Raw genomic sequence first — 18,749 nt, 5'->3', positions numbered from 1 at the left:
CATGAACGCACCGATTCCCGCCGCGGCGCTGCACGCGACGCCCTGGAGTGCGCAGGAGTTCGAGGCGCGCCTGCGCGCGCTCGAATCGCGCTACCACATCCATCATCCGTTCAACCGGCGCTTGAACACCGGCGCGTGCTCGCCGGCGCAGATCCGCGGCTGGGTCGCGAACCGCTTCTACTATCAGGTCAGCATTCCGCTGAAGGACGCGGCGATCCTGTCCAACTGCCCGGACCGCGACACGCGCCGGATGTGGGTCGAGCGGATTCTCGACCACGACGGTCACGGCGGCCAGGAAGGCGGGATCGAGGCCTGGGCGCGGCTCGGCGAGGCGGTCGGCATCGAGCGCTCGGAGCTGTGGTCGCTCGCGCACGTGCTGCCCGGCGTGCGGTTCGCGGTCGACGCCTACGTCAATTTCGCGCGGCACGCGCCGTGGCAGGAGGCCGTGTGCTCGTCGCTGACCGAGATGTTCGCGCCGCAGATCCACCTCGACCGGCTCGCGGGCTGGCCGTCCCACTATCCGTGGATCGAGGCGGACGGGCTGCAGTATTTCCGCAGCCGCGTGCCGCTCGCGCAGCGCGACGTCGAACACGGGCTCGCGGTGACGCTGAGCCATTTCACGACACCGGACGCGCAACGGCGCGCGCTCGACATCCTGTCGTTCAAGCTGGATGTGCTGTGGTCGATTCTCGACGCGATTGAAAAGGCGTACCCCGCATGAACTCCAACGAAGCCGTCAGCGGCGTGCCGCTGCGCCCCGCGCTGAGGGGCATGTACCGCCTGCAGTGGGAGGCGGCCCAGGATGCGTACGTGCTCCTGTATCCGGAAGGCATGGTCCGGCTCAACCCGAGCGCGGGCGAGATCCTCGCGCGCTGCGACGGCAAGCGCGAGCTCGACGACATCATCGACGAGCTCGAGCGGCTGTTCAGCACGTCGGATCTCGCGTCGGACGTCTATCGCTTCCTCGATCATGCGCGACTGCGCGGCTGGCTCGACTGACATGGACTTGACACCGCCTCCGAACCGCCCGAGCGCGCCGCTGTGGCTGCTCGCCGAGCTCACGTACCGCTGTCCGCTGCACTGCGCGTTCTGCTACAACCCCGTCGACTTCGCGACGCACGGCGCGGAGCTCGACACCGACGCGTGGCGCACGGTGATCAGCGACGCGCGCGCGCTCGGCGCCGCGCAGATCGGCTTTTCCGGCGGCGAACCGCTGCAGCGCGACGATCTGGAGGTGCTGGTCGAGCACGCGCGGTCGCTGGGTTTCTATACCAACCTGATCACGTCGGGCGTGGGCCTGAATGCCACGCGCATCGGCCGGCTCAAGGCGGCCGGCCTCGATCATGTCCAGCTGTCGCTGCAGGATTCGACGCGCGAGCTGAATGACTTCCTGACCAGCACGCGCACCTTCGACCTCAAGCGCGGCGTCGGGCGGCTGATCAAGTCGCATGGCTATCCGATGGTGCTGAACTGCGTGCTGCACCGGTACAACCTGCCGCACGTCGGCCAGATCATCGAGATGGCGCTCGACCTCGGCGCGGATTTTCTCGAGCTTGCCAACACGCAGTACTACGGCTGGGCGATGCTGAATCGTGACCAGCTGATGCCGACCGCCGAACAGCTGCGCGAAGCGGAGGAAACGGTCAATCGCTACCGGAAGCTCGTCGGCGAACGGTGCAAGATCCTGTTCGTCGTGCCCGACTACTTCGAGCAGCGGCCGAAGGCCTGCATGAACGGCTGGGGCTCGGTGTTCCTCGGCGTCGCGCCGGACGGCACCGCGCTGCCGTGCCATGCCGCGCGCGGGTTGCCGGGCCTCGCGCTGCCGAACGTGCGCGACCGGTCGCTGAAGGAGATCTGGTACGACAGCGACGCATTCAACGCGTTTCGCGGCGACGGGTGGATGCGCGATCCGTGCCGCACCTGCGACGAGCGTCACACGGATCACGGCGGGTGCCGCTGCCAGGCATACATGCTGGCCGGCGACCCGGCGCAGGCCGATCCGGTCTGCGCGAAGTCCGAACATCACGGCCGGGTCGAACAGGTCGTGCAGTTCGCGCGGCGGGCAGGGCGGGAGGACGAGCGGCCGCTGATCTTTCGCAGTATTGCGAATTCGATCGCGAGTTGAGCGGCAGCGGGCGGCGCGTCGGTGAGCCTCACTTGTTCGATCGCTTGACCGCTTGCCGCGCCGCCTGCTCGAGCAGCGCCGCGAACGCCGCTTCGTCGACGCGCAGCCCCCTCGGCGTGCGGCGCACCTGCAGCGCCGCGAGCATCCCGGCCTCGAACGTATCGAGCACCACCGGATGAATGTAGCAGCGCCGGCACACGGCCGGCGTGTTGCGCAAGACCTCGGCGACGGTGCGCACCGTTTCGACGATCTGCTTGCTGGCGTGCGCGACGTCCTGCTGCGGGATGCGCCGCAGCAACGCCAGCGCCTGCACGCTGCCTGCCCACGTCCGGTAATCCTTGGCCGTGAATGCCGCGCCCGCTGCGTCGCGCAGATAGTCGTTCACGTCGCACGAGCCGACCGAATGGCGCGTGCCGTCTTCGTCCAGATACTGGAACAGCTCGTGTCCCGGCAGCTCCGCGCAACGGCGCACGATGCGGCCGACGCGCGGGTCGTCGACCGTCACGTCGTGCTCGATCCCGCTCTTGCCCGTGAAGCGCAGCCGCACCTGTCCCGGACCGATCGTCACGTGGCGCTTGCGCAGCGTCGTCAGCCCGTACGACGCGTTCTCGCGTGCATATTCGGCGTTGCCGATCCGCGCGAGCGTCGTGTCGAGCAGCCGGACGACCGTCGCGACGATCTTCGCGCGCGGCATGCCGGGCAGCGCGAGATCGCGCGCGACGCGTGCGCGGATGCGCGGCAGCGCGCGGGCGAATTCAGCCATCCGTGCGTACTTGTTCGCGTCGCGTGTCGCGCGCCACTGCGGGTGATAACGATACTGCTTGCGTCCGCGCGCGTCGCGCCCCGTCGCCTGCAAATGGCCGCGCGGGTCCGTGCAGATCCACACGTCGGTGTAGGCGGGCGGAATCGCGAGCGCGTTGATGCGGGCGATCTCGTCGGCGTCGCGGATCCGCGTGCCGTCCGGCGCGTAGTACGCGAAGCCGTTGCGCAGCCGCCGGCGCGTGTAGCCGGGGCGCCGGTCGTCGACGTGGCGCAGCGGCACGGCGGACACGTCTGCGTCCGAAGGTGCCGCGCGGGGCGTGCGCGTCTTCATGCTGCGATGCGTCGATCGACGCGCGCGGTCGATCCGCGCATCGGCGGTGCGGGTTCCGCTCGTCGCTGCTGCGGGCATCGTCTTCTCCTTGTCGTTCGCGCGATTCGGAGCGTGACAGCAAGAAGCGTGCGCCGTGCTTTCGGAGCGATGCCGTTACCGTTGCGCCGGCCGATCATGGAGAAAAACCGTCCGTGTGGCGTTCTCGTTGATTGCCCCGAGTTCATTTCACGACGCGGCCCCGCCCGCTTAGGTGTTTATACGTATGCCGAGACCGATATCGCTTCAATCCAATATTTCATTGGAAGGTTATCGGACTTGTTCCTAGACTGATCCGGGGCGTACATCTCGGGCCGGCCGCAACGGCCGGGCCGCATCGCCCCGAACCGCGCCCGTGCCACGCAGAACCACAACAGCACGACACGGCACCGCGCCAGGCCGGCGCCGCGGCATACAACGACACCATCGGAGACGGACCATGACATTCATCAGGAAGCTGGCGGCCGGCGCGATCGTCGCCGCGGCGACGGTGCTGGCCACCGGCGCGCACGCGCAGCAAAAGGCGATCACGCTCGGGTTCTCGCAGGTCGGCGCGGAAAGCGCGTGGCGCACCGCGAACACCGTGTCGGTGAAGGGCGCGGCGAAGGAGGCCGGCATCAACCTGAAATTCTCGGACGCGCAGCAGAAGCAGGAGAACCAGATCCGCGCGATCCGCTCGTTCATCGCGCAGAAGGTCGACGTGATCGCGTTCTCGCCGGTCGTCGAGTCGGGCTGGGAGCCGGTGCTGACCGAAGCGAAGGCGGCCCGTATTCCGGTGATCCTGACCGATCGCGGCGTCGACGTGAAGGATCCATCGCTGTACGTGACGATGATCGGTTCGGACTTCCTCGAGGAAGGGCGGCGCGCGGGCCACTGGCTGGAAGAGCGCTACAGGAACGACGCGGGCCCGGTCAACATCGTCGAGCTGCAGGGCACGGTCGGCTCGGCGCCCGCCAACGACCGCCGCGCGGGCCTGCTCGAAGTGATCAAGAACAATCCGAAGTTCAAGGTGATCGCGTCGCAAAGCGGCGACTTCACGCTCGCCGGCGGCAAGCAGGTGATGGAAGCGTTCGCGAAGACTTACGGCAAGCAGATCAACGTCGTCTACGCGCACAACGACGACATGGCGCTCGGCGCGATCCAGGCGATGGAAGAGGCCGGCATCAAGCCCGGCAAGGACGTGAGCGTCGTGTCGTTCGATGCGACCAAGGGCGGCTTCCAGGCGATGGTCGCCGGCAAGATCAACGTCGACGTCGAATGCAGCCCGCTGCTCGGCCCGCAGCTGATGACCGCGGTGAAAGACGTGGTCGCCGGCAAGCAGCTGCCGAAGCGCATCGTCACGAACGAGACGGTGTTCCCGATGAGCGTCGCGGCGCAGGTGCTGCCGACCCGCAAGTACTGAATCCCGGCGCACGCGGGCGGCGGCGCGTTCGACGCCGTCCGGCCGCCGCTTCGAATCGAGGGCGATCCATGACGAGTCCGCCGGTGGTCGAGATGATCGGCATCGACAAGGCGTTTCCGGGTGTCCACGCGCTGCAGCGCGTGAGCTTCCGGCTGTTTCCGGGCGAGATCCACGCGCTGATGGGCCAGAACGGCGCCGGCAAGTCGACGCTGATCAACGTGCTGACCGGCGTGCACGCGCACGACGTGGGCGAGATTCGCGTCGGCGGCGCGCCGGTGAGTTTCGCCGCGCCGCGCGAGGCCGAGGCGGCCGGGATCCAGACGCTGTACCAGGAAGTGAACCTGTGCGCGAACCTGTCGGTCGCGGAGAACATCTTCGCGGGCCGGCAGCCGATGCGGCGCGGCGCGATCGACTGGAAGATGATCCACGCGCGGGCACGCGATGCGCTCGCCGAGCTCGACCTGTCGCTCGACGTCACGCGTTCGCTCGACGCGTATCCGATCGCGGTGCAGCAGATGGTCGCGATCGCGCGGGCCGTGTCGGTCGACGCGCGCGTGCTGATTCTCGACGAACCGACGTCGAGCCTCGACGACGGCGAGGTCGCGCGGCTGTTCGACGTGCTGCGCCGGCTGAAGGCGTCGGGCATCGCGATCCTGTTCGTCACGCACTTTCTCGAACAGACCTACGCGGTGTCCGACCGGATCACCGTGATGCGCAACGGCGAGCGCGAGGGCGAGTACCTCGCGCGCGACCTGCCGGTCGACCTGCTGGTCGCGAAGATGACCGGCCGCGAACCGATGTCCGGCACGCTGCAGGCGGGCGCGGCGGCCGTGCAGCGCGATGCCGATGCGGCCGCGCCGTTCCTGTCGATGCGGCAGGTCGGCCGGCGCGGGATGATGAGCCCGCTCGATCTCGACGTGCGGCCCGGCGAAATCGTCGGGCTGGCCGGGCTGCTCGGCTCGGGGCGCACGGAGACCGCGCGGCTCGCGTTCGCGGCCGAGCGCACCGACACCGGCGCGATCGAGATCGACGGCGCGCGCAAGCGGCTCGCGTCGCCGCACGACGCGGTCCGCAACGGGATCGCGTATTGCCCGGAGGATCGCAAGAAGGAGGGCATCGTCGCGGCGCTGTCGATCCGCGAGAACATCATCCTTGCGCTGCAGGCGCGGCGCGGCTGGTGGCGGCTGATCAGCCGTGCGCGCCAGCGCGAGCTCGCCGAGACGTACATCGCGCGGCTCGGCATCAAGGCGCGCGACGCGGAGCAGCCGATCGGGCTGCTGTCGGGCGGCAACCAGCAGAAGGTGCTGCTCGCGCGCTGGCTCGCGACTGAGCCGAAGCTGCTGATCCTCGACGAGCCGACGCGCGGCATCGACGTCGCCGCGAAATTCGACATCATGGAGCGCGTGCTCGCGCTTTGCGCGCAAGGGCTCGCGATCCTGTTCATCTCGTCGGAGATCAGCGAAGTGGTGCGCGTGAGCCACCGGATCGCGGTGCTACGCGACCGCCGCAAGGTCGCCGAACTGACCGGTGCCGACGCGTCGGAGGAACACGTGTATCAACTGATTGCGGGAGGCCGGTCATGATGCGGCTCCGTGCCTTGCTTCGTCATCCGCTCGTGTGGCCGGTGCTGACGCTCGCGCTGCTGTTCGCGCTCGACGTCGCGCATCGGCCGGGCTTCCTGTCGATCGCGCTGCTCGACGGTCACCTGTTCGGCGCGCCGGTCGACATCCTGACTCGCGCGGCGCCGCTGGTGATCGTGTCGCTCGGCATGACGCTCGTGATCGCGACGCGCGGGATCGACATCTCGGTCGGTGCGATCGTCGCGATCGCGGGCGCCGCCGCGGCGATCGTGCTCGACGGCGATCCGGCGCGAGTCGGCACGGCGCTCGCCGCCGCGCTCGGCGTCGGCTTGCTCGCCGGCGCATGGAACGGCGTGCTCGTCGCGTTCGTCGGAATGCAGCCGATCATCGCGACGCTGATCCTGATGGTCGCCGGACGCGGCATCGCGCAGCTGCTGACCGGCGGGCAGATCATCCCGATCGGCGCGCCCGGCTACCTCGCACTCGGCGGCGGCTATCTCGCGGCCGTGCCGTGCGCGGTCTGGATCGCGCTCGCGACGATCGCGGCGAGCGCGCTGCTGGTGAACCGTACGGCGCTCGGCCTGTTCATCCGCGCGATCGGCGTGAACCCGGTCGCGACGCGGCTCGTGGGCTTGCGCGCGGGGGCGGTCGTGTTCGGCGTGTATCTGTGCTCCGGCGTGATGTCGGCGCTCGCCGGCATCCTCGCCAGCTCGAACGTGCGCAGCGCCGACGGCAACAACGCGGGGCTGCTGCTCGAGCTCGACGCGATCCTCGCGGTGACGCTCGGCGGCACGTCGCTGCTCGGCGGCCGCTTCAGCCTCGCCGGCTCCGTGCTCGGCGCGCTGATCATCCAGACGCTCACCTACACGACCTATTCGATCGGCGTGCCGCCGGAGGCGACGCTCGTCGTAAAGGCGATGGTCGTGATCGTCGTGACGCTGATCCAGTCGGACGCGGCGCGCGCGCTGGTCGTCCGGCACGCGTCGCGGCTGCTGCCTTCCGCGCGTTCGCGCGCCACCACCGGAGCGACGCCGCGATGAACCGATTCCTCGCACGGCTCGCCGACCCGCGCACGCTGCCGATCGTCGTGACGATCGTGCTGTTCGCCGCGCTGTTCGGCTTCGGATCCGTGATGTATACGGGTTTCTTCTCGATGCAGGTGCTGACCGGGCTGCTCGTCGACAACGCATTCCTGCTGATCGTCGCGATCGGGATGACGTTCGTGATCGTGTCGGGCGGCATCGACCTGTCGGTCGGCTCGGTCGTTGCGCTGACAACGATCTTCTGTGCGGTCGGCGCCGAACGATGGCACTGGCCCGTCTGGGCGATCGTGCCGCTCGTGCTCGTGTTCGGCGCGCTGTACGGTGCGGCGATGGGCGCGCTGATTCACTACTTCCGGCTGCAGCCGTTCATCGTCACGCTGGCCGGGATGTTTCTCGCGCGCGGCGCGTGCTTCCTGATCACGACGCAGTCGATCACGATCAACGAGCCGACCTTTCATGCGCTCGCGGGCATCAGCGTGCCGGTCGGCGGCGGGACGCTGAGCGCGGGCGCGCTGATCGCGCTCGCGACGCTGGCCGCCGCGATCTACGTCGCGCATTTCACGCGCTTCGGCCGCAACGTGTATGCGATCGGCGGCAACGAGCGCTCGGCGCTGCTGATGGGGCTGCCGGTCGCGCGCACGAAGGTCGGCGTGTATGCGCTGAGCGGCTTCTGTTCGGCGCTCGGCGGCGTGGTATTCACGCTGTACGTGCTGTCCGGCTACGGGCTGCAGGCGCAGGGAATGGAACTCGACGCGATCGCCGCGACCGTGATCGGCGGCACGCTGCTCACGGGCGGAGTGGGGTACGTGATCGGCTCGGTGTTCGGCGTCGGCATCCTCGGCACGATCCAGGTGCTGATCACGTTCGACGGCACGCTGAGCTCGTGGTGGACGCGGATCGTGATCGGCGCGCTGCTGTGCGTGTTCTGCCTGCTGCAGCGGATCATCGAGCGGCATGCGGCGCGGCGGCGGAGCGGCGGCACCGGGCTCGATCCGAAACGGCGCAAGCGGGAAGTCGCGCAGGACGCGTCAGCTGCGCCGGGTGACGATGCGGCGCTGGTGTCGACGATGCGGCGGGTTTTGCGGGTGTGGCGCTTCACGCCGTCGGCGGCGCGCCGGTGACGGTTATGCAGGTCCGGGCATATCCATATCTGGTTCGGCGTTGAACGGCGTATGTTTCGACGCATTGGCGATGCCGATGTGTTTCAGCAACGCGGTCCGCCGCTCGACCGCGTGCAGGTCCGGCGCATCGAGCGGCTCCCGTACCGCCTGCACGAACGCCGCATGCATGCTCGTCGAGTCATGCCACGATATCGGCAAGGCGGCCGTTGCCGGCGAGCACGGCCGGTTCGTCGGGCGCCGCGCCGGCCGTCACGAGTGTTTGGGGACGACCGCCGGACATGTCGGCGCCCCGAAGTGACGATCAGAACCGGTGACGCAGCCCCAGATTGACCAGGGCCTGCTTTTTCGTGCCGTTGTAGCCGTATGAACCGATCGACGCCTGCGCCGGCACCGCACCGCCGGCACCGTCCCCGGTATTCCCGCTTGCATGCTGATAAGCGGCCGTCATGTAGACATCCGTACGCTTCGACAGGTTGTAGTCGGCACCGACGGATGCCTGGTGGTAGTGCGCCGCGGTGTCGCCGCCCGACTTCGTGAAGCTGTAGCCGACCCCGACGAGCAGCGCGGCGGACGCCTGATAGTTCAGGAAGCCCTGGGCGGTGTTGTAGTGTTCGTTCTTCGCGAACACCGATGCGCCGTCGCGTCGATATTGGGCGTTGCTGTAGCCGGCGCCCACGGTGAACGCACCGATCACATACTGGCCGGCCACGCGAGCGATGCCGATGGAGTGGGCCGTCTGGTAGCCGGTATTGATTGCGCCGTCGAACGTGCCGTCCGACGTGCTCGACCATGTCGTGCGACTGCCCGTGACGGGATTCGCGTTGGCAGCATAGAAGTAGCCGCCGGCGAGACTCAGCGGACCGTTGGCGTACGACACGCCGGCCGAATACGACTGCTTCGAGCCGGTGCTGCCCGCGACACCGCCCAGCGAGTACATCGCCTCGAACTGGAGTCCGGCGATGACGGGCGACGTGTATTTGACCGCGTTGTCGACGCGGAAGCTGTTGTCGTAGTTGTCGACATCACCGGCGGTGGCGAACACGCTGCCGAAGTAGTTGTCGGCGGTAATCGGCTGCACGAGGTCGATCAGCGGATCGTATTGGCGACCGAGCGTGAGCGAGCCATACTGGTTGCTGGTCAACCCGACATAGGCCTGGCGGCCGAAAATGCGGCTGCCCTGACCGAGGCCGCCCGTACTCGGATTGAAACCGTTTTCCAGCTGGAAGATCGCCGCCAGGCCGCCGCCGAGATCTTCCGAACCCTTGAGCCCCCAACGACTGCCCGACAGATTGCCGGCGCTGCTGTTGCCGAGCGCCCAAAGGTTCTTGCCGCCATCGGCGTTGCGCACGTACGTGAGCGACGTGTCGATCGTCCCGTAAAGCGTCACGCTCGACTGCGCGTGGGATACGCCGCCCATCGCGACCGACGCGATCGCAAGGACAGGAAAAATGCGTGTTTCATGGTCTCTCCTTTTGCAAGCATGCCTGCGTTCAAATGAACGGAAGCAGACTACATCGAGAGATTTTTAGTGCGAAATTAAAATGGCGAGGTGTCTCCAAAAAATAACGGAGAGTGATGCATTTCGGTTCGTGCAGGCTGGTCGAATTGACGATGTCTTTGATCGAAGTGGAGTGTGCGGAGAGAAGGGAGGGTGATTTTTTCGATGAATAAATGAGGGTGCAGCGGGATAACATAGTCGTGATGCGCCAATGATTTGATTTAATCGGACTTCATGGATTTTTTGGAGCGATTTTCGATTTTATTATTGGCGAGTCCGGGGCGAGCCGGCGCGGAGTCGGCACTCTCGTTCGTCGTGCGGCCTCATCGTCCGGGGTATGTGCCGACTCTTCGGGAAACCGTGCCGAGGCGTATCGAAAGATCCGGAGCGAGACGTGCGCGCAGTCGGACCGGCAAGGAAACCGCATCGAGTGATGGTGGTGCAGACACGCTCATTTTCGAGGCTGGGGTGCAGTGCATTCTGCATGCTTTGTCTACAGGCGCTGCGGTATTAACTCATGGTTGTTCCGCAAGCGACAGCATCCGGGAAGGAAGGCGTTTTCAAACTGGGTGCCACATCGGAAAATTCCGGTTATGGGCGTTGCAGACGCAGGAATCAATTGCCGGAAAATTCGAAGACGATGGCGAACCGATAATCGCTGCACGATGAGCGAGATCGATGTGCGGGTCGACCGTTCAATCGAATGGTGTATGTAAAGCCTGTTCGACGACGCTTCACAGCGAGAGCAATCATCGCGACCGAAGTCATGCCGGCAGGAATTCGATTCCCGAGCGTGATTGGTTGAGGCGAGCGCCGCCAAGCGTCGGATGTCAACGCGCACGTCGTACGATTACACTCGTGACAATTCGTTTTCCTTAGCGATTGGCAGGGCGATATCTCCGATTCGCGAGTTTCCGCATGCGCCTTCGAGCGGTCGACGACCCGGCAAGCATCACGATCGGCCGGCGGCAGAGTCGCATGTTCCGGAAACCGATGGCCCTGGTGATGTGACGCGCGGGCCGTGGCGCACGTCGGGTTTGATGTTACGAAATATTCGGGCATTCCCAGTCGCGCGGATTTATCTACCGAAATTCGGCTATCATCGGCAAATAATATTTCGAATGCATCTGGAAGAATTTACTTAATATAGGCAAACGTTAAAGCGCTTGCCATCTATGATTTTTTCGTATCGCGCTTGCATGGTAAAGCTTGCAAGGTAATATCCCCTCCCGCAGAGGGAGGCATTGCGCATATTTTTTTGTCTCATCCCCGCCCGCCGTCGAGGCGGCGGACAACGCGAACGCGTCGATTCCTTATGACCAATGCTGTAAGGATCTGTAAGGAACTGAACGCATGTTCTATTTCCGGAGTGAAACATGCGCTGCTCGTTGTGTTGTAAAAATGTTTCGTCAATGATCTGGATCAAATCTCCATGACTTTGTGCCGTCACGCCAACTCCTATTCCTGATTATCAACAAATAATTGGTACCATATCATCGCCTTGACTGATTCCGTCAACAATGAGGCGGGATCGGACACCGACGGATCGGCCGACGATTTAGCCGCATATGATGCGCTGCAGAAAATGCAAAAAATTGTTAAGAGGCCGAGATGATGCAAATAGCGCCGAACGAAACGACTACGGGGTTCAGAGTGAGTGGTGACCGGGGAAGAAGCGTCGGTCGTCGGCGGGACAGCGTCATCATCCTGCTGCTCGACGGATTTTCGATCATGCAAATGGGCCGGCTGGCCGCGGTATTCGAACTTGCAAATCAGCTCGAAGGCGTGAACGTCGCGTTTGCCGATCGCTATGAATTGCGGCTTTATTCCAGTCACGGCGGTGCCGTTCGTTCGTCGTCGGGTGTACAGATCTGGACGGAAGCGGCTCGTCCGCTCGATGCGAGCAATGTGCAGGCCATGTTCGTGCTCGGTGGACAGGGGCGGGCAAGCGGCCTCGACGATGCGTTCATCAGCTGGTTGCAGCATGCCCATCAGCGCGCCCGCGTGGTCAAGGGCGACAATGCCGGCGCCGAAATGCTGACGGCGATTCGCCTGAACCAGAAAGTTCCGGAAGTCGTGCCGCAGGCGGTGCTTGCCGTTGGCGGTACGGGCGAATCGGGGCCATCCGACGACGATGGCGAAGGCATGTTCGCGGCCGCGTTGTCGATCGTCGTGCGTGACGCCGGCTACGAAGTCGCGCAAGAGATCGTTTCGTACATGATGCCGGGGGCGAACCGGAAATTTGCGAGCGTCCTGTTCGGGGCGCAGGAGGCGCGAGCCAGTGAATTGATTCGCGCGGCCGCTCAGCATCTTCGAGCCAACAGTGCGAATCGCATCTCGATCGCCAATGCAGCGCAGGCCGCTGCGATGAGCGAGCGGAATTTCCTGCGGCGCTTCAAGAACGAAATCGGCGTGACGCCAACCGAATTCGTGCTGCGGGTGCGGCTCGAAAAGGCATGCTCCATGCTGGTCGAGACGGATTTGCCCGCCGACAAGGTCGCGCGGCGGGTCGGCCTCGGCAGTGGAGACCGGCTGGCCAAGCTGTTCCGCCAGCATCTGTCGATGTCGCCGACGGAGTATCGCGCGGCCGCTCGGGACAGAATGTTCGCGTCGGTTGGCGGCTCGGACATTCGCAACGGTACATCGTCGCTTTGATGCCCGCGCCGGGCTAACGACCGGCGTCGGGTAGTCGATTTGTCCGCGGGAGCAGCGCTCGCCCGATTTCAGGCGGACGTGCCGAAGTAGGTTCGCGTATTCGAATGGACCGTTTGATCGGCGACGATCTCGTCGGCGGTCGCCCATCGGTAGGCAGTGTGCTGGGCATTCGGCAGCGACACGAGGTCGAACGTGCCGCGGAGCTTGTATCCCATCACCACATAGTGCGTCGAGATACCCGGTTCGCCGCCAAAGTTGTCATCGTAGAGGTGATCGTAGATGCCGATCAGTTCGGCATCGGCACGCTCCAGACCGCTACATCCGAGTTCGTCGCGCGCGATGCGATTGAACGCATCGTCGAGACGCTCGTTCTTGCGAATCCGGCCGCCCGGCACGAACCAGAAACCCTGCGCGGGACGATTGACACGGTGACCGAGTAGATACGCGCCATCGCCGTTCGAGATGATCAGGTCGATCGCAACGAGCGGGGTTGCGTCGACGACGCGCAAGAAAGTGTCCAGCGGAAGCATGGCGGATGGGCTCCTGGAAGTCTGTCGAAGTGCATCGGCATCGTTGCGCGTTCGAGGCGACTCGGTCACGACGATGACATGCCGGCTTCGTCGATGAGCGAACGTTGAATGTCCGTCTGCACGCATCTCATCATGGCCAGTCGAGATTTCGCTCGTCGGCCAAAACACCGAAGCAATCCGCCAATTGCAGGAAGCAAATCGGGCGTGACGGCGCAATGCCCGTCGAGAAACGTGTGCGCGTGCATCAATACATTTTCATTCGGCCATGATCGTGGTCGAAGCCGCCATTCCGTTTTGAAACGGTCGATTCGACGTTACGCTTTTGTCTGGCCTTTCGAGGAGACGCGTTCACCCCGGAACTCTCCTCGGAATTTTGCCTGCGTGCCGTGTGGCACGCAGGCCTTTTTATTCATCACGGGTCGAGCTGCGCGTACGGTGAATGTCAGTCGCCGTCGTTCGAGTCGTGGATCCGCAAGACGATCCGTGTGGCCTGGCTTCGAACATTACGAAGCAGTGCGAACATTGTTGCACGCGCGTGGTGCTTCGCGTCGGCGCCGCCCGGAGGAAACGTACGGTAACCGGTTGGCGGAATCGTCGGATCAATTGTCATGTCCGGCATGCTGCATTGCAATGTACGCTATCGGCATCGAACCGCGCGCCATCTGATGCGCGGTATCTCGCCGAAAACGGAGCATCGCCGCCATGAACGTCGCGCTTCTTATCTTCTCGAGGATTTGCTTCGTCTGGATTCTCGTCTACCTCGTCTTCAGCACCGCGTCCGGCCTTTGGGCCGGCGCACGACATGGTCAGGGGCTGCTGCTGCTCGAATTTCAGTCGCGCCGGGCCCGCGGCTCGCGTGAGGTGGCGCGAGCTCGAATCTTGAAAAGGATGGCGCTGTCGGCGCTGTTCGCGCTACCCGTGGCGATTGCGTCGCTCGTTGCGAGCGCGGTGATGTCGTAGACGCCCGGCTCGCATGAGCGTCGTCATGCGGCTGGAGCGAGTACCGGCCGGCTCGAACAAAAAAATACAAGGAACTGAAGGGGCGGCGGATTGCTGCGTCGCGTCGTCAGCGCGTTTCGCCAGGCGCCGGGCTGGCGGATCCGGGCTAATCGGCCTTGCGCGGCACCCGTGGCCGAATACGACGCATCGATGCAGGCTGATCGTCAACGACGCCGATCGCGTTGCGCCACCGTACTGTCGAGTTCCAGGGCCGAATCGACTGCTGCATCCACAGCGATACTCGCCAGCACATGATCATGTCGCACCACATTGCTTGCTGTCGCAATTCATGCACGAAGGTGCCGCGCATCTTGCCGAACGCCTGACCGCCCGTGGGGCGCGCCACGACGCTTCGATCACCGAACGACTGCCGTCGGATATCACTCGCTCGTCATGCGAGCGCCGCTGTTTCTGCAAGCTCTTCGTCATCCGTTTCGCTGCGGCGAGGTAGTCGAAAACCGCCAACATTTGGCCGATCAGGGAATTCCCGCAGACTAATCCGACGACTGTTTGTTCGAATCGGCCAGTGTTTAAACGCCATTCGGCGCCCTCGGTATGATGCGTCGCAACGGAGTAAAAAACGACGACCGAAGTTGATTGGACTGATTGTCCGAGAGCACGCCATGACGCACACGAGTGTCGATCATTCGGGAGATGAAGCGGCAGCAGATGTTGGGGGAAAGCGGTCACGCAGGAATCGGGATATCGGCGTTGTCGTCTTCGACGGTTTCTCGTTGTTTGCGGCGGGCGCGGTATTCGAGGTGTTCGAAGTAGCCAATGAAATCTATGCGCCGCGCGCGACAGGGCTTCCGCTGTACGACATTCGCTTCTATTCGTCGAAAGGTGGAAACATCGTCTGGTCGTCGGCCATCAGCGTGCGGACATTCGCATGCGATGCGGGCACGGCGCACGCATTCGATGCGCTGTTCGTCGCGGGTGGCGAAGGTGCGCGTCGCGCGTCGCGCGACGCCCGGGTGATCGACTGGTTGCGGATCGTGCTGCCGAAGGCGGGCATGGTCGAGACGATCGGCGAAGGCAGGATGTTGATCGATGCGGCGCTGAATGGCTCGCACGTGATCGATGCAGTGGATGCGGTGCGCGTGGGTCGCGGCGGCTACGAGCCGGCAAGAGCCGCATTGGCGCTCATCGAACGCGACCTGGGTGGCGATGCGGTGCGAGGCATTGTGGCGCGGCTCGCGCTGGGCGACGCATTCGAGCCGGCGGAGCAGGAGGGTGAAGTGCGCAATGGCACGCCAGCCGATCGGGTCCGCGCGACGGCGAGCTGGTTGCGCAAGAACTGTGGAAGAGCCATATCCGTCAGCGATGCAGTGCGGGTTGCTGCAATGAGCGAACGGAACTTCCTGCGGCATTTCAAGCAGGAAATCGGCATGACGCCGTCCGAATTTCTGCTGCGGGTTCGCCTGGAGCGCACGGTGCAGATGTTGATGGAAACCGACTTGCCGATCGGCACGATCGCACGGCAATGCGGGTGGGGGAACGGTGATCGCCTGGCCAAAATTTTTCGGCGACACCTCGACGTGACACCCTCGGAATACCGGTTCCAGGCACGCTCGAGCCAGACGGAACTGGAGTTGTAGAGAAGGCTGGATAAGCTTCGGCGAAGGGACGGAGCTCATTCCCGGATTTTCAGATCGAATTATTGCCTGAGAGAATAGGAGTGCAGATTATGTCGGCATCCATCGAAACAGAGCGCGGCGAAACAGGACCGGTCGGCTCCGGTCGCGGCGACGCAGTCGACGTGAAGGTCAGCGTCGCGCCCGTCGTTCTCGCGGGCGGATCGGGGTCGCGCTTGTGGCCCATGTCGCGCGAACAGTATCCGAAGCAGTTGATCGGCGTACTGGGTGCGGATTCTCTGCTGCAGGCAACCGTCCAGCGCATGACGGGTTTTTCGATCGAAGCAGGGGATGTGTCGGCGCCCATCGTCGTTTGCGGCGACGAGCATCGTTTCGTCACGGCGGAGCAGCTCCGGGCCAGCGGCCTCGATGCCCGCGTCATCGTCGAGCCGGCCCGGCGCGATACGGCGCCCGCACTGACGCTGGCAGTCGCTGCCGCCAGTGCGGACGGGAAGGACGCGATCGTCGTCGCGATGCCGGCCGATCACGCCATTGCCGATACCGCCGCGTTTCATCGTGCGATTGCACTCGCGGTGGAGCATGCGCGGCGCGGTGCGATCGCGACGCTTGGCGTGCCGCCGACCCGGCCCGATTCGGGGTTCGGCTACATCAAGATCGGCGAGGCCCTTGGCGCCGGTGCGCACCGCATCGAGCGATTCGTCGAGAAGCCGGCCGCCGAACTCGCGGCGCAGTACGTCGAATCGGGCTCGTACTGGTGGAACAGCGGCATTTTCGTCGTGCGCGCGAGCGTCTGGCTCGACACGTTGCGCATGCTCCAGCCCGATATGCACGCCGCATGCCTCGCGGCACATGTGGACGGCAAGCACGATGGTCCTTTCTTCCGGCCGCATGAGGATGCCTTTCTCAAGTCGCCGTCTGATTCGATCGACTACGCGGTGATGGAGCGCCTCGTGTCCGACACGAGCCTGGTGGAGGGCGTGGTCGTGCCGCTCGATGCGGGCTGGTCGGATCTCGGCTCGTGGGATGCGGTTTGGGAGGCGCTCGACAAGGATGCGGACGGCAACGTCGGGCGCGGCAAGGTCGTGTTCGAAGGTGCGACTTCGAGCTTCGTGCATTCGGAAGGGCGGCTCGTCGCATGTGTCGGCATGACCAATGCGGTGGTGGTCGAAACCGCCGATGCGGTGCTGGTGGCGGACCGCTCGCGCGTCCAGGACGTGAAGGGCCTCGTGAACCGGATCCGCGCGCAACAGGCGCCGGAAGCCGATGCGCACCGGAAGGTGCGCCGCCCGTGGGGCTACTACGACTCGATCGATCACGGCGCCCGATTCCAGGTGAAGCGCATCGTCGTGCATCCGGGCGGACGGTTGTCGCTCCAGCTGCACCACCACCGTGCCGAGCACTGGATCGTCGTGAGCGGAACTGCGCTCGTTACCCGCGGCGACGAGCAATTCATGCTCGGCGAAAACGAGTCCACCTTCATTCCGCTTGGTGTGACGCATCGGCTCGAGAACCCGGGAAAGTTGCCGCTCGAGCTCATCGAAGTGCAATCGGGATCGTATCTCGGCGAGGACGACATCGTGCGGTTCGACGATACGTACGGGCGTGCGTAATGCCCCGATTCGACTGTGATCGTTGGCGTCAGACGGGAGATTGAAATGTTCGGTCTACAAGGCTTGATGGCTCGACTCGTGGATATCGCGTTGATCGTCGCCGGCTCGTTGCTTGCGTCGCAATTTCGCTATCAGACGGTTTCCGAGGGGCACTTCGACAGCGCACTCGTCACGTTCGCGATCGCGTTCACGCTGGTGCTGTTTCCGGTATTCGGCGTGTACGAATCGTGGCGGGGACGGTCGATGCTGAGGTTGAGCGGGAAGATCTCGCTCGCGTGGCTCGTCGTTCAGGCGTGCGGGATCGTGTTGATGTTCTCGCTCCATCGCTCGGACGTGATTTCCAGGCTGTGGTTCGTGTACTGGACCGCGATGACGGGGGGCGCACTGATCGCGTCGCGAATCGGCACGCATCTGTTTCTGCGCAGTGTTCGTCATGCGGGCATCAACCTGCGCAGTGTCGCGGTTGTAGGACACGCTCAGCACTGCCAACAGGTGGTTCGAAACATCGAGGAGTCGCCGGCGAGTGGATTCCGGCCGGTGGCTGTATTCGACCTGCGCCCGGTTACCGCGAATGCTTCGCATCGCTTACCGGTATTCACGGAGCTCGATGCGTTCGCGCAGTTCGTCCGGGAGAACGGTGTCCAGGAAATCTGGCTCGCGCTGCCTTTGTCGGAGGAGGCGACCGTTCTGCGGTTCGTCAATACGTTCGGCGACGATCTAGTGAACATCCGCTTTATTCCCGATGTGCGCAGCGTCGCGCTGTTCGACGGCGCGATGATCGACCTCATCGGCGCGCCGGCGATCAATCTCGTGGCATCGCCGCTTCCGCGTCATGCGATGTGGCAGAAGGATGTGTTCGATCGCCTGTTCGCCGCAATCGCGCTGGTGGCGCTGATGCCGCTGATGGTGGTGATCGCCATCGCGGTGAAGTTGTCGTCACGCGGGCCCGTGTTCTTCAAGCAATACCGCAAGGGGGCGGACGGGCGAAAGTTCCAGATTCTGAAGTTCCGCACGATGCGTGCGCACGTCGAACAGCCAGGCGTGGTCACGCAGGCGACGAAGAGCGACTCACGCATCACCCGTGTCGGACGCTTTCTCAGACGAACCAGTCTCGACGAGCTGCCGCAGTTTCTTAACGTGCTGCGCGGCGAGATGTCGGTGGTTGGGCCGAGGCCGCATGCGATCGAGCACGATCGGCTCTATCAAAAGGTCGTCGACGGGTACATCCACCGCTATCGCATCAAGCCCGGAATTACCGGATGGGCTCAGGTGAACGGCTATCGCGGGGAGACCGATCGCCTCGAGAAGATGCAGAAGCGGGTCGAATATGACCTGTATTACCTAAGGAACTGGTCATTCGCGCTGGATATGCGCATTGTCCTTGCGACGGTGACGAAAGGCTTGATGAATACAAACGCGTACTAAATCGGCCTTCACGGTCGGTGGGCGTCCGAGCGAGGCA

At 64.4% G+C, this 18,749-nt stretch carries 17 protein-coding genes; 12 read left to right on the top strand and 5 right to left on the bottom strand.

The features are described from left to right. The first annotated feature begins 1 nt into the window (after position 1). The 3 genes from pqqC to pqqE are packed head-to-tail and all read left to right on the top strand — an operon-like array spanning position 2 to position 2,125. On the top strand, positions 2-721 hold the full coding sequence (gene pqqC, locus PL79_RS28470; protein ID WP_044849077.1) for a pyrroloquinoline-quinone synthase PqqC: 720 nt from the start codon (positions 2-4) through the stop codon (positions 719-721). Next, positions 718-999 (top strand): pyrroloquinoline quinone biosynthesis peptide chaperone PqqD, encoded by a 282-nt coding sequence (gene pqqD, locus PL79_RS28465; protein WP_044849078.1) that lies wholly within the window; start codon positions 718-720, stop codon positions 997-999. Before pqqC ends, pqqD begins: the two co-directional genes overlap by 4 nt. A 1-nt stretch (position 1,000) precedes the next feature. Beyond that, positions 1,001-2,125 carry a pyrroloquinoline quinone biosynthesis protein PqqE gene (pqqE, locus tag PL79_RS28460; protein ID WP_135801165.1) on the top strand — a complete coding sequence of 375 codons (1,125 nt, stop codon included), beginning with the start codon at positions 1,001-1,003 and terminating at the stop codon, positions 2,123-2,125. Between the two features lie 28 nt (positions 2,126-2,153). Here the strand turns inward: pqqE and PL79_RS28455 are convergent, their stop codons facing one another. Beyond that, complete coding sequence (locus PL79_RS28455; RefSeq protein ID WP_044846995.1) at positions 2,154-3,218, bottom strand: DNA topoisomerase IB; 1,065 nt, start codon at positions 3,216-3,218, stop codon at positions 2,154-2,156. A 475-nt stretch (positions 3,219-3,693) separates the two neighbouring features. Here PL79_RS28455 and PL79_RS28450 point away from each other — a divergent pair, with 475 nt between their 5' ends. The 4 genes from PL79_RS28450 to yjfF all read left to right on the top strand — a co-directional run bounded on the left by PL79_RS28450 (position 3,694) and on the right by yjfF (position 8,400). Further along, positions 3,694-4,656 carry an ABC transporter substrate-binding protein gene (locus tag PL79_RS28450; RefSeq protein WP_044846988.1) on the top strand — a complete coding sequence of 321 codons (963 nt, stop codon included), beginning with the start codon at positions 3,694-3,696 and terminating at the stop codon, positions 4,654-4,656. A gap of 68 nt (positions 4,657-4,724) precedes the next feature. Continuing rightward, the gene (locus PL79_RS28445; protein WP_044846987.1) at positions 4,725-6,239 is read left to right on the top strand and encodes a sugar ABC transporter ATP-binding protein; all 1,515 of its coding nucleotides are present in this window, start codon (positions 4,725-4,727) and stop codon (positions 6,237-6,239) included. Beyond that, entirely contained in the window at positions 6,236-7,276 is a 1,041-nt protein-coding gene (locus PL79_RS28440) for an ABC transporter permease (protein ID WP_044846986.1), read from the top strand. Before PL79_RS28445 ends, PL79_RS28440 begins: the two co-directional genes overlap by 4 nt. Beyond that, complete coding sequence (gene yjfF, locus PL79_RS28435) at positions 7,273-8,400, top strand: galactofuranose ABC transporter, permease protein YjfF (protein WP_044846985.1); 1,128 nt, start codon at positions 7,273-7,275, stop codon at positions 8,398-8,400. Before PL79_RS28440 ends, yjfF begins: the two co-directional genes overlap by 4 nt. 3 nt (positions 8,401-8,403) lie before the next feature. Here yjfF and PL79_RS36275 read toward each other — a convergent pair whose 3' ends face one another. After that, entirely contained in the window at positions 8,404-8,568 is a 165-nt protein-coding gene (locus PL79_RS36275) for a hypothetical protein (protein WP_193759887.1), read from the bottom strand. Between the two features lie 133 nt (positions 8,569-8,701). Further along, positions 8,702-9,850: a porin gene (locus PL79_RS28430; RefSeq protein WP_328592087.1), complete on the bottom strand. Its 1,149-nt coding sequence runs from the start codon at positions 9,848-9,850 to the stop codon at positions 8,702-8,704. A 1,659-nt stretch (positions 9,851-11,509) separates the two neighbouring features. On the opposite strand from PL79_RS28430, the gene PL79_RS28425 reads away from it, so the two are divergent. Beyond that, entirely contained in the window at positions 11,510-12,553 is a 1,044-nt protein-coding gene (locus PL79_RS28425) for a GlxA family transcriptional regulator (RefSeq protein ID WP_082088647.1), read from the top strand. Between the two features lie 68 nt (positions 12,554-12,621). Here the strand turns inward: PL79_RS28425 and PL79_RS28420 are convergent, their stop codons facing one another. Further along, positions 12,622-13,083: a GDP-mannose mannosyl hydrolase gene (locus PL79_RS28420; RefSeq protein ID WP_044846982.1), complete on the bottom strand. Its 462-nt coding sequence runs from the start codon at positions 13,081-13,083 to the stop codon at positions 12,622-12,624. A 702-nt stretch (positions 13,084-13,785) separates the two neighbouring features. Here PL79_RS28420 and PL79_RS28415 point away from each other — a divergent pair. Next, positions 13,786-14,043 carry a hypothetical protein gene (locus tag PL79_RS28415; protein ID WP_044846981.1) on the top strand — a complete coding sequence of 86 codons (258 nt, stop codon included), beginning with the start codon at positions 13,786-13,788 and terminating at the stop codon, positions 14,041-14,043. 145 nt (positions 14,044-14,188) lie between these two features. On the opposite strand, the gene PL79_RS28410 is transcribed toward PL79_RS28415, so the two are convergent. Then, positions 14,189-14,428 (bottom strand): hypothetical protein, encoded by a 240-nt coding sequence (locus PL79_RS28410; protein ID WP_044846980.1) that lies wholly within the window; start codon positions 14,426-14,428, stop codon positions 14,189-14,191. 277 nt (positions 14,429-14,705) lie between these two features. On the opposite strand from PL79_RS28410, the gene PL79_RS28405 reads away from it, so the two are divergent. The 3 genes from PL79_RS28405 (at position 14,706) to PL79_RS28395 (ending at position 18,712) form a co-directional block, all read left to right on the top strand. Then, entirely contained in the window at positions 14,706-15,680 is a 975-nt protein-coding gene (locus PL79_RS28405) for a GlxA family transcriptional regulator (protein ID WP_044846979.1), read from the top strand. Positions 15,681-15,769: 89 nt separating this feature from the next. Next, positions 15,770-17,287 (top strand): mannose-1-phosphate guanylyltransferase/mannose-6-phosphate isomerase, encoded by a 1,518-nt coding sequence (locus PL79_RS28400; protein ID WP_044846978.1) that lies wholly within the window; start codon positions 15,770-15,772, stop codon positions 17,285-17,287. 45 nt (positions 17,288-17,332) lie between these two features. Further along, positions 17,333-18,712, top strand: coding sequence for an undecaprenyl-phosphate glucose phosphotransferase (locus PL79_RS28395; RefSeq protein WP_044846977.1), 1,380 nt, complete (start codon positions 17,333-17,335; stop codon positions 18,710-18,712). The last annotated feature ends 37 nt before the right edge of the window (positions 18,713-18,749 follow it).

It is taken from the genome of Burkholderia sp. USMB20 (assembly GCF_000949135.2).
Classification (GTDB): domain Bacteria; phylum Pseudomonadota; class Gammaproteobacteria; order Burkholderiales; family Burkholderiaceae; genus Burkholderia.
This window is presented reverse-complemented; position numbering and strand designations above follow the sequence as displayed.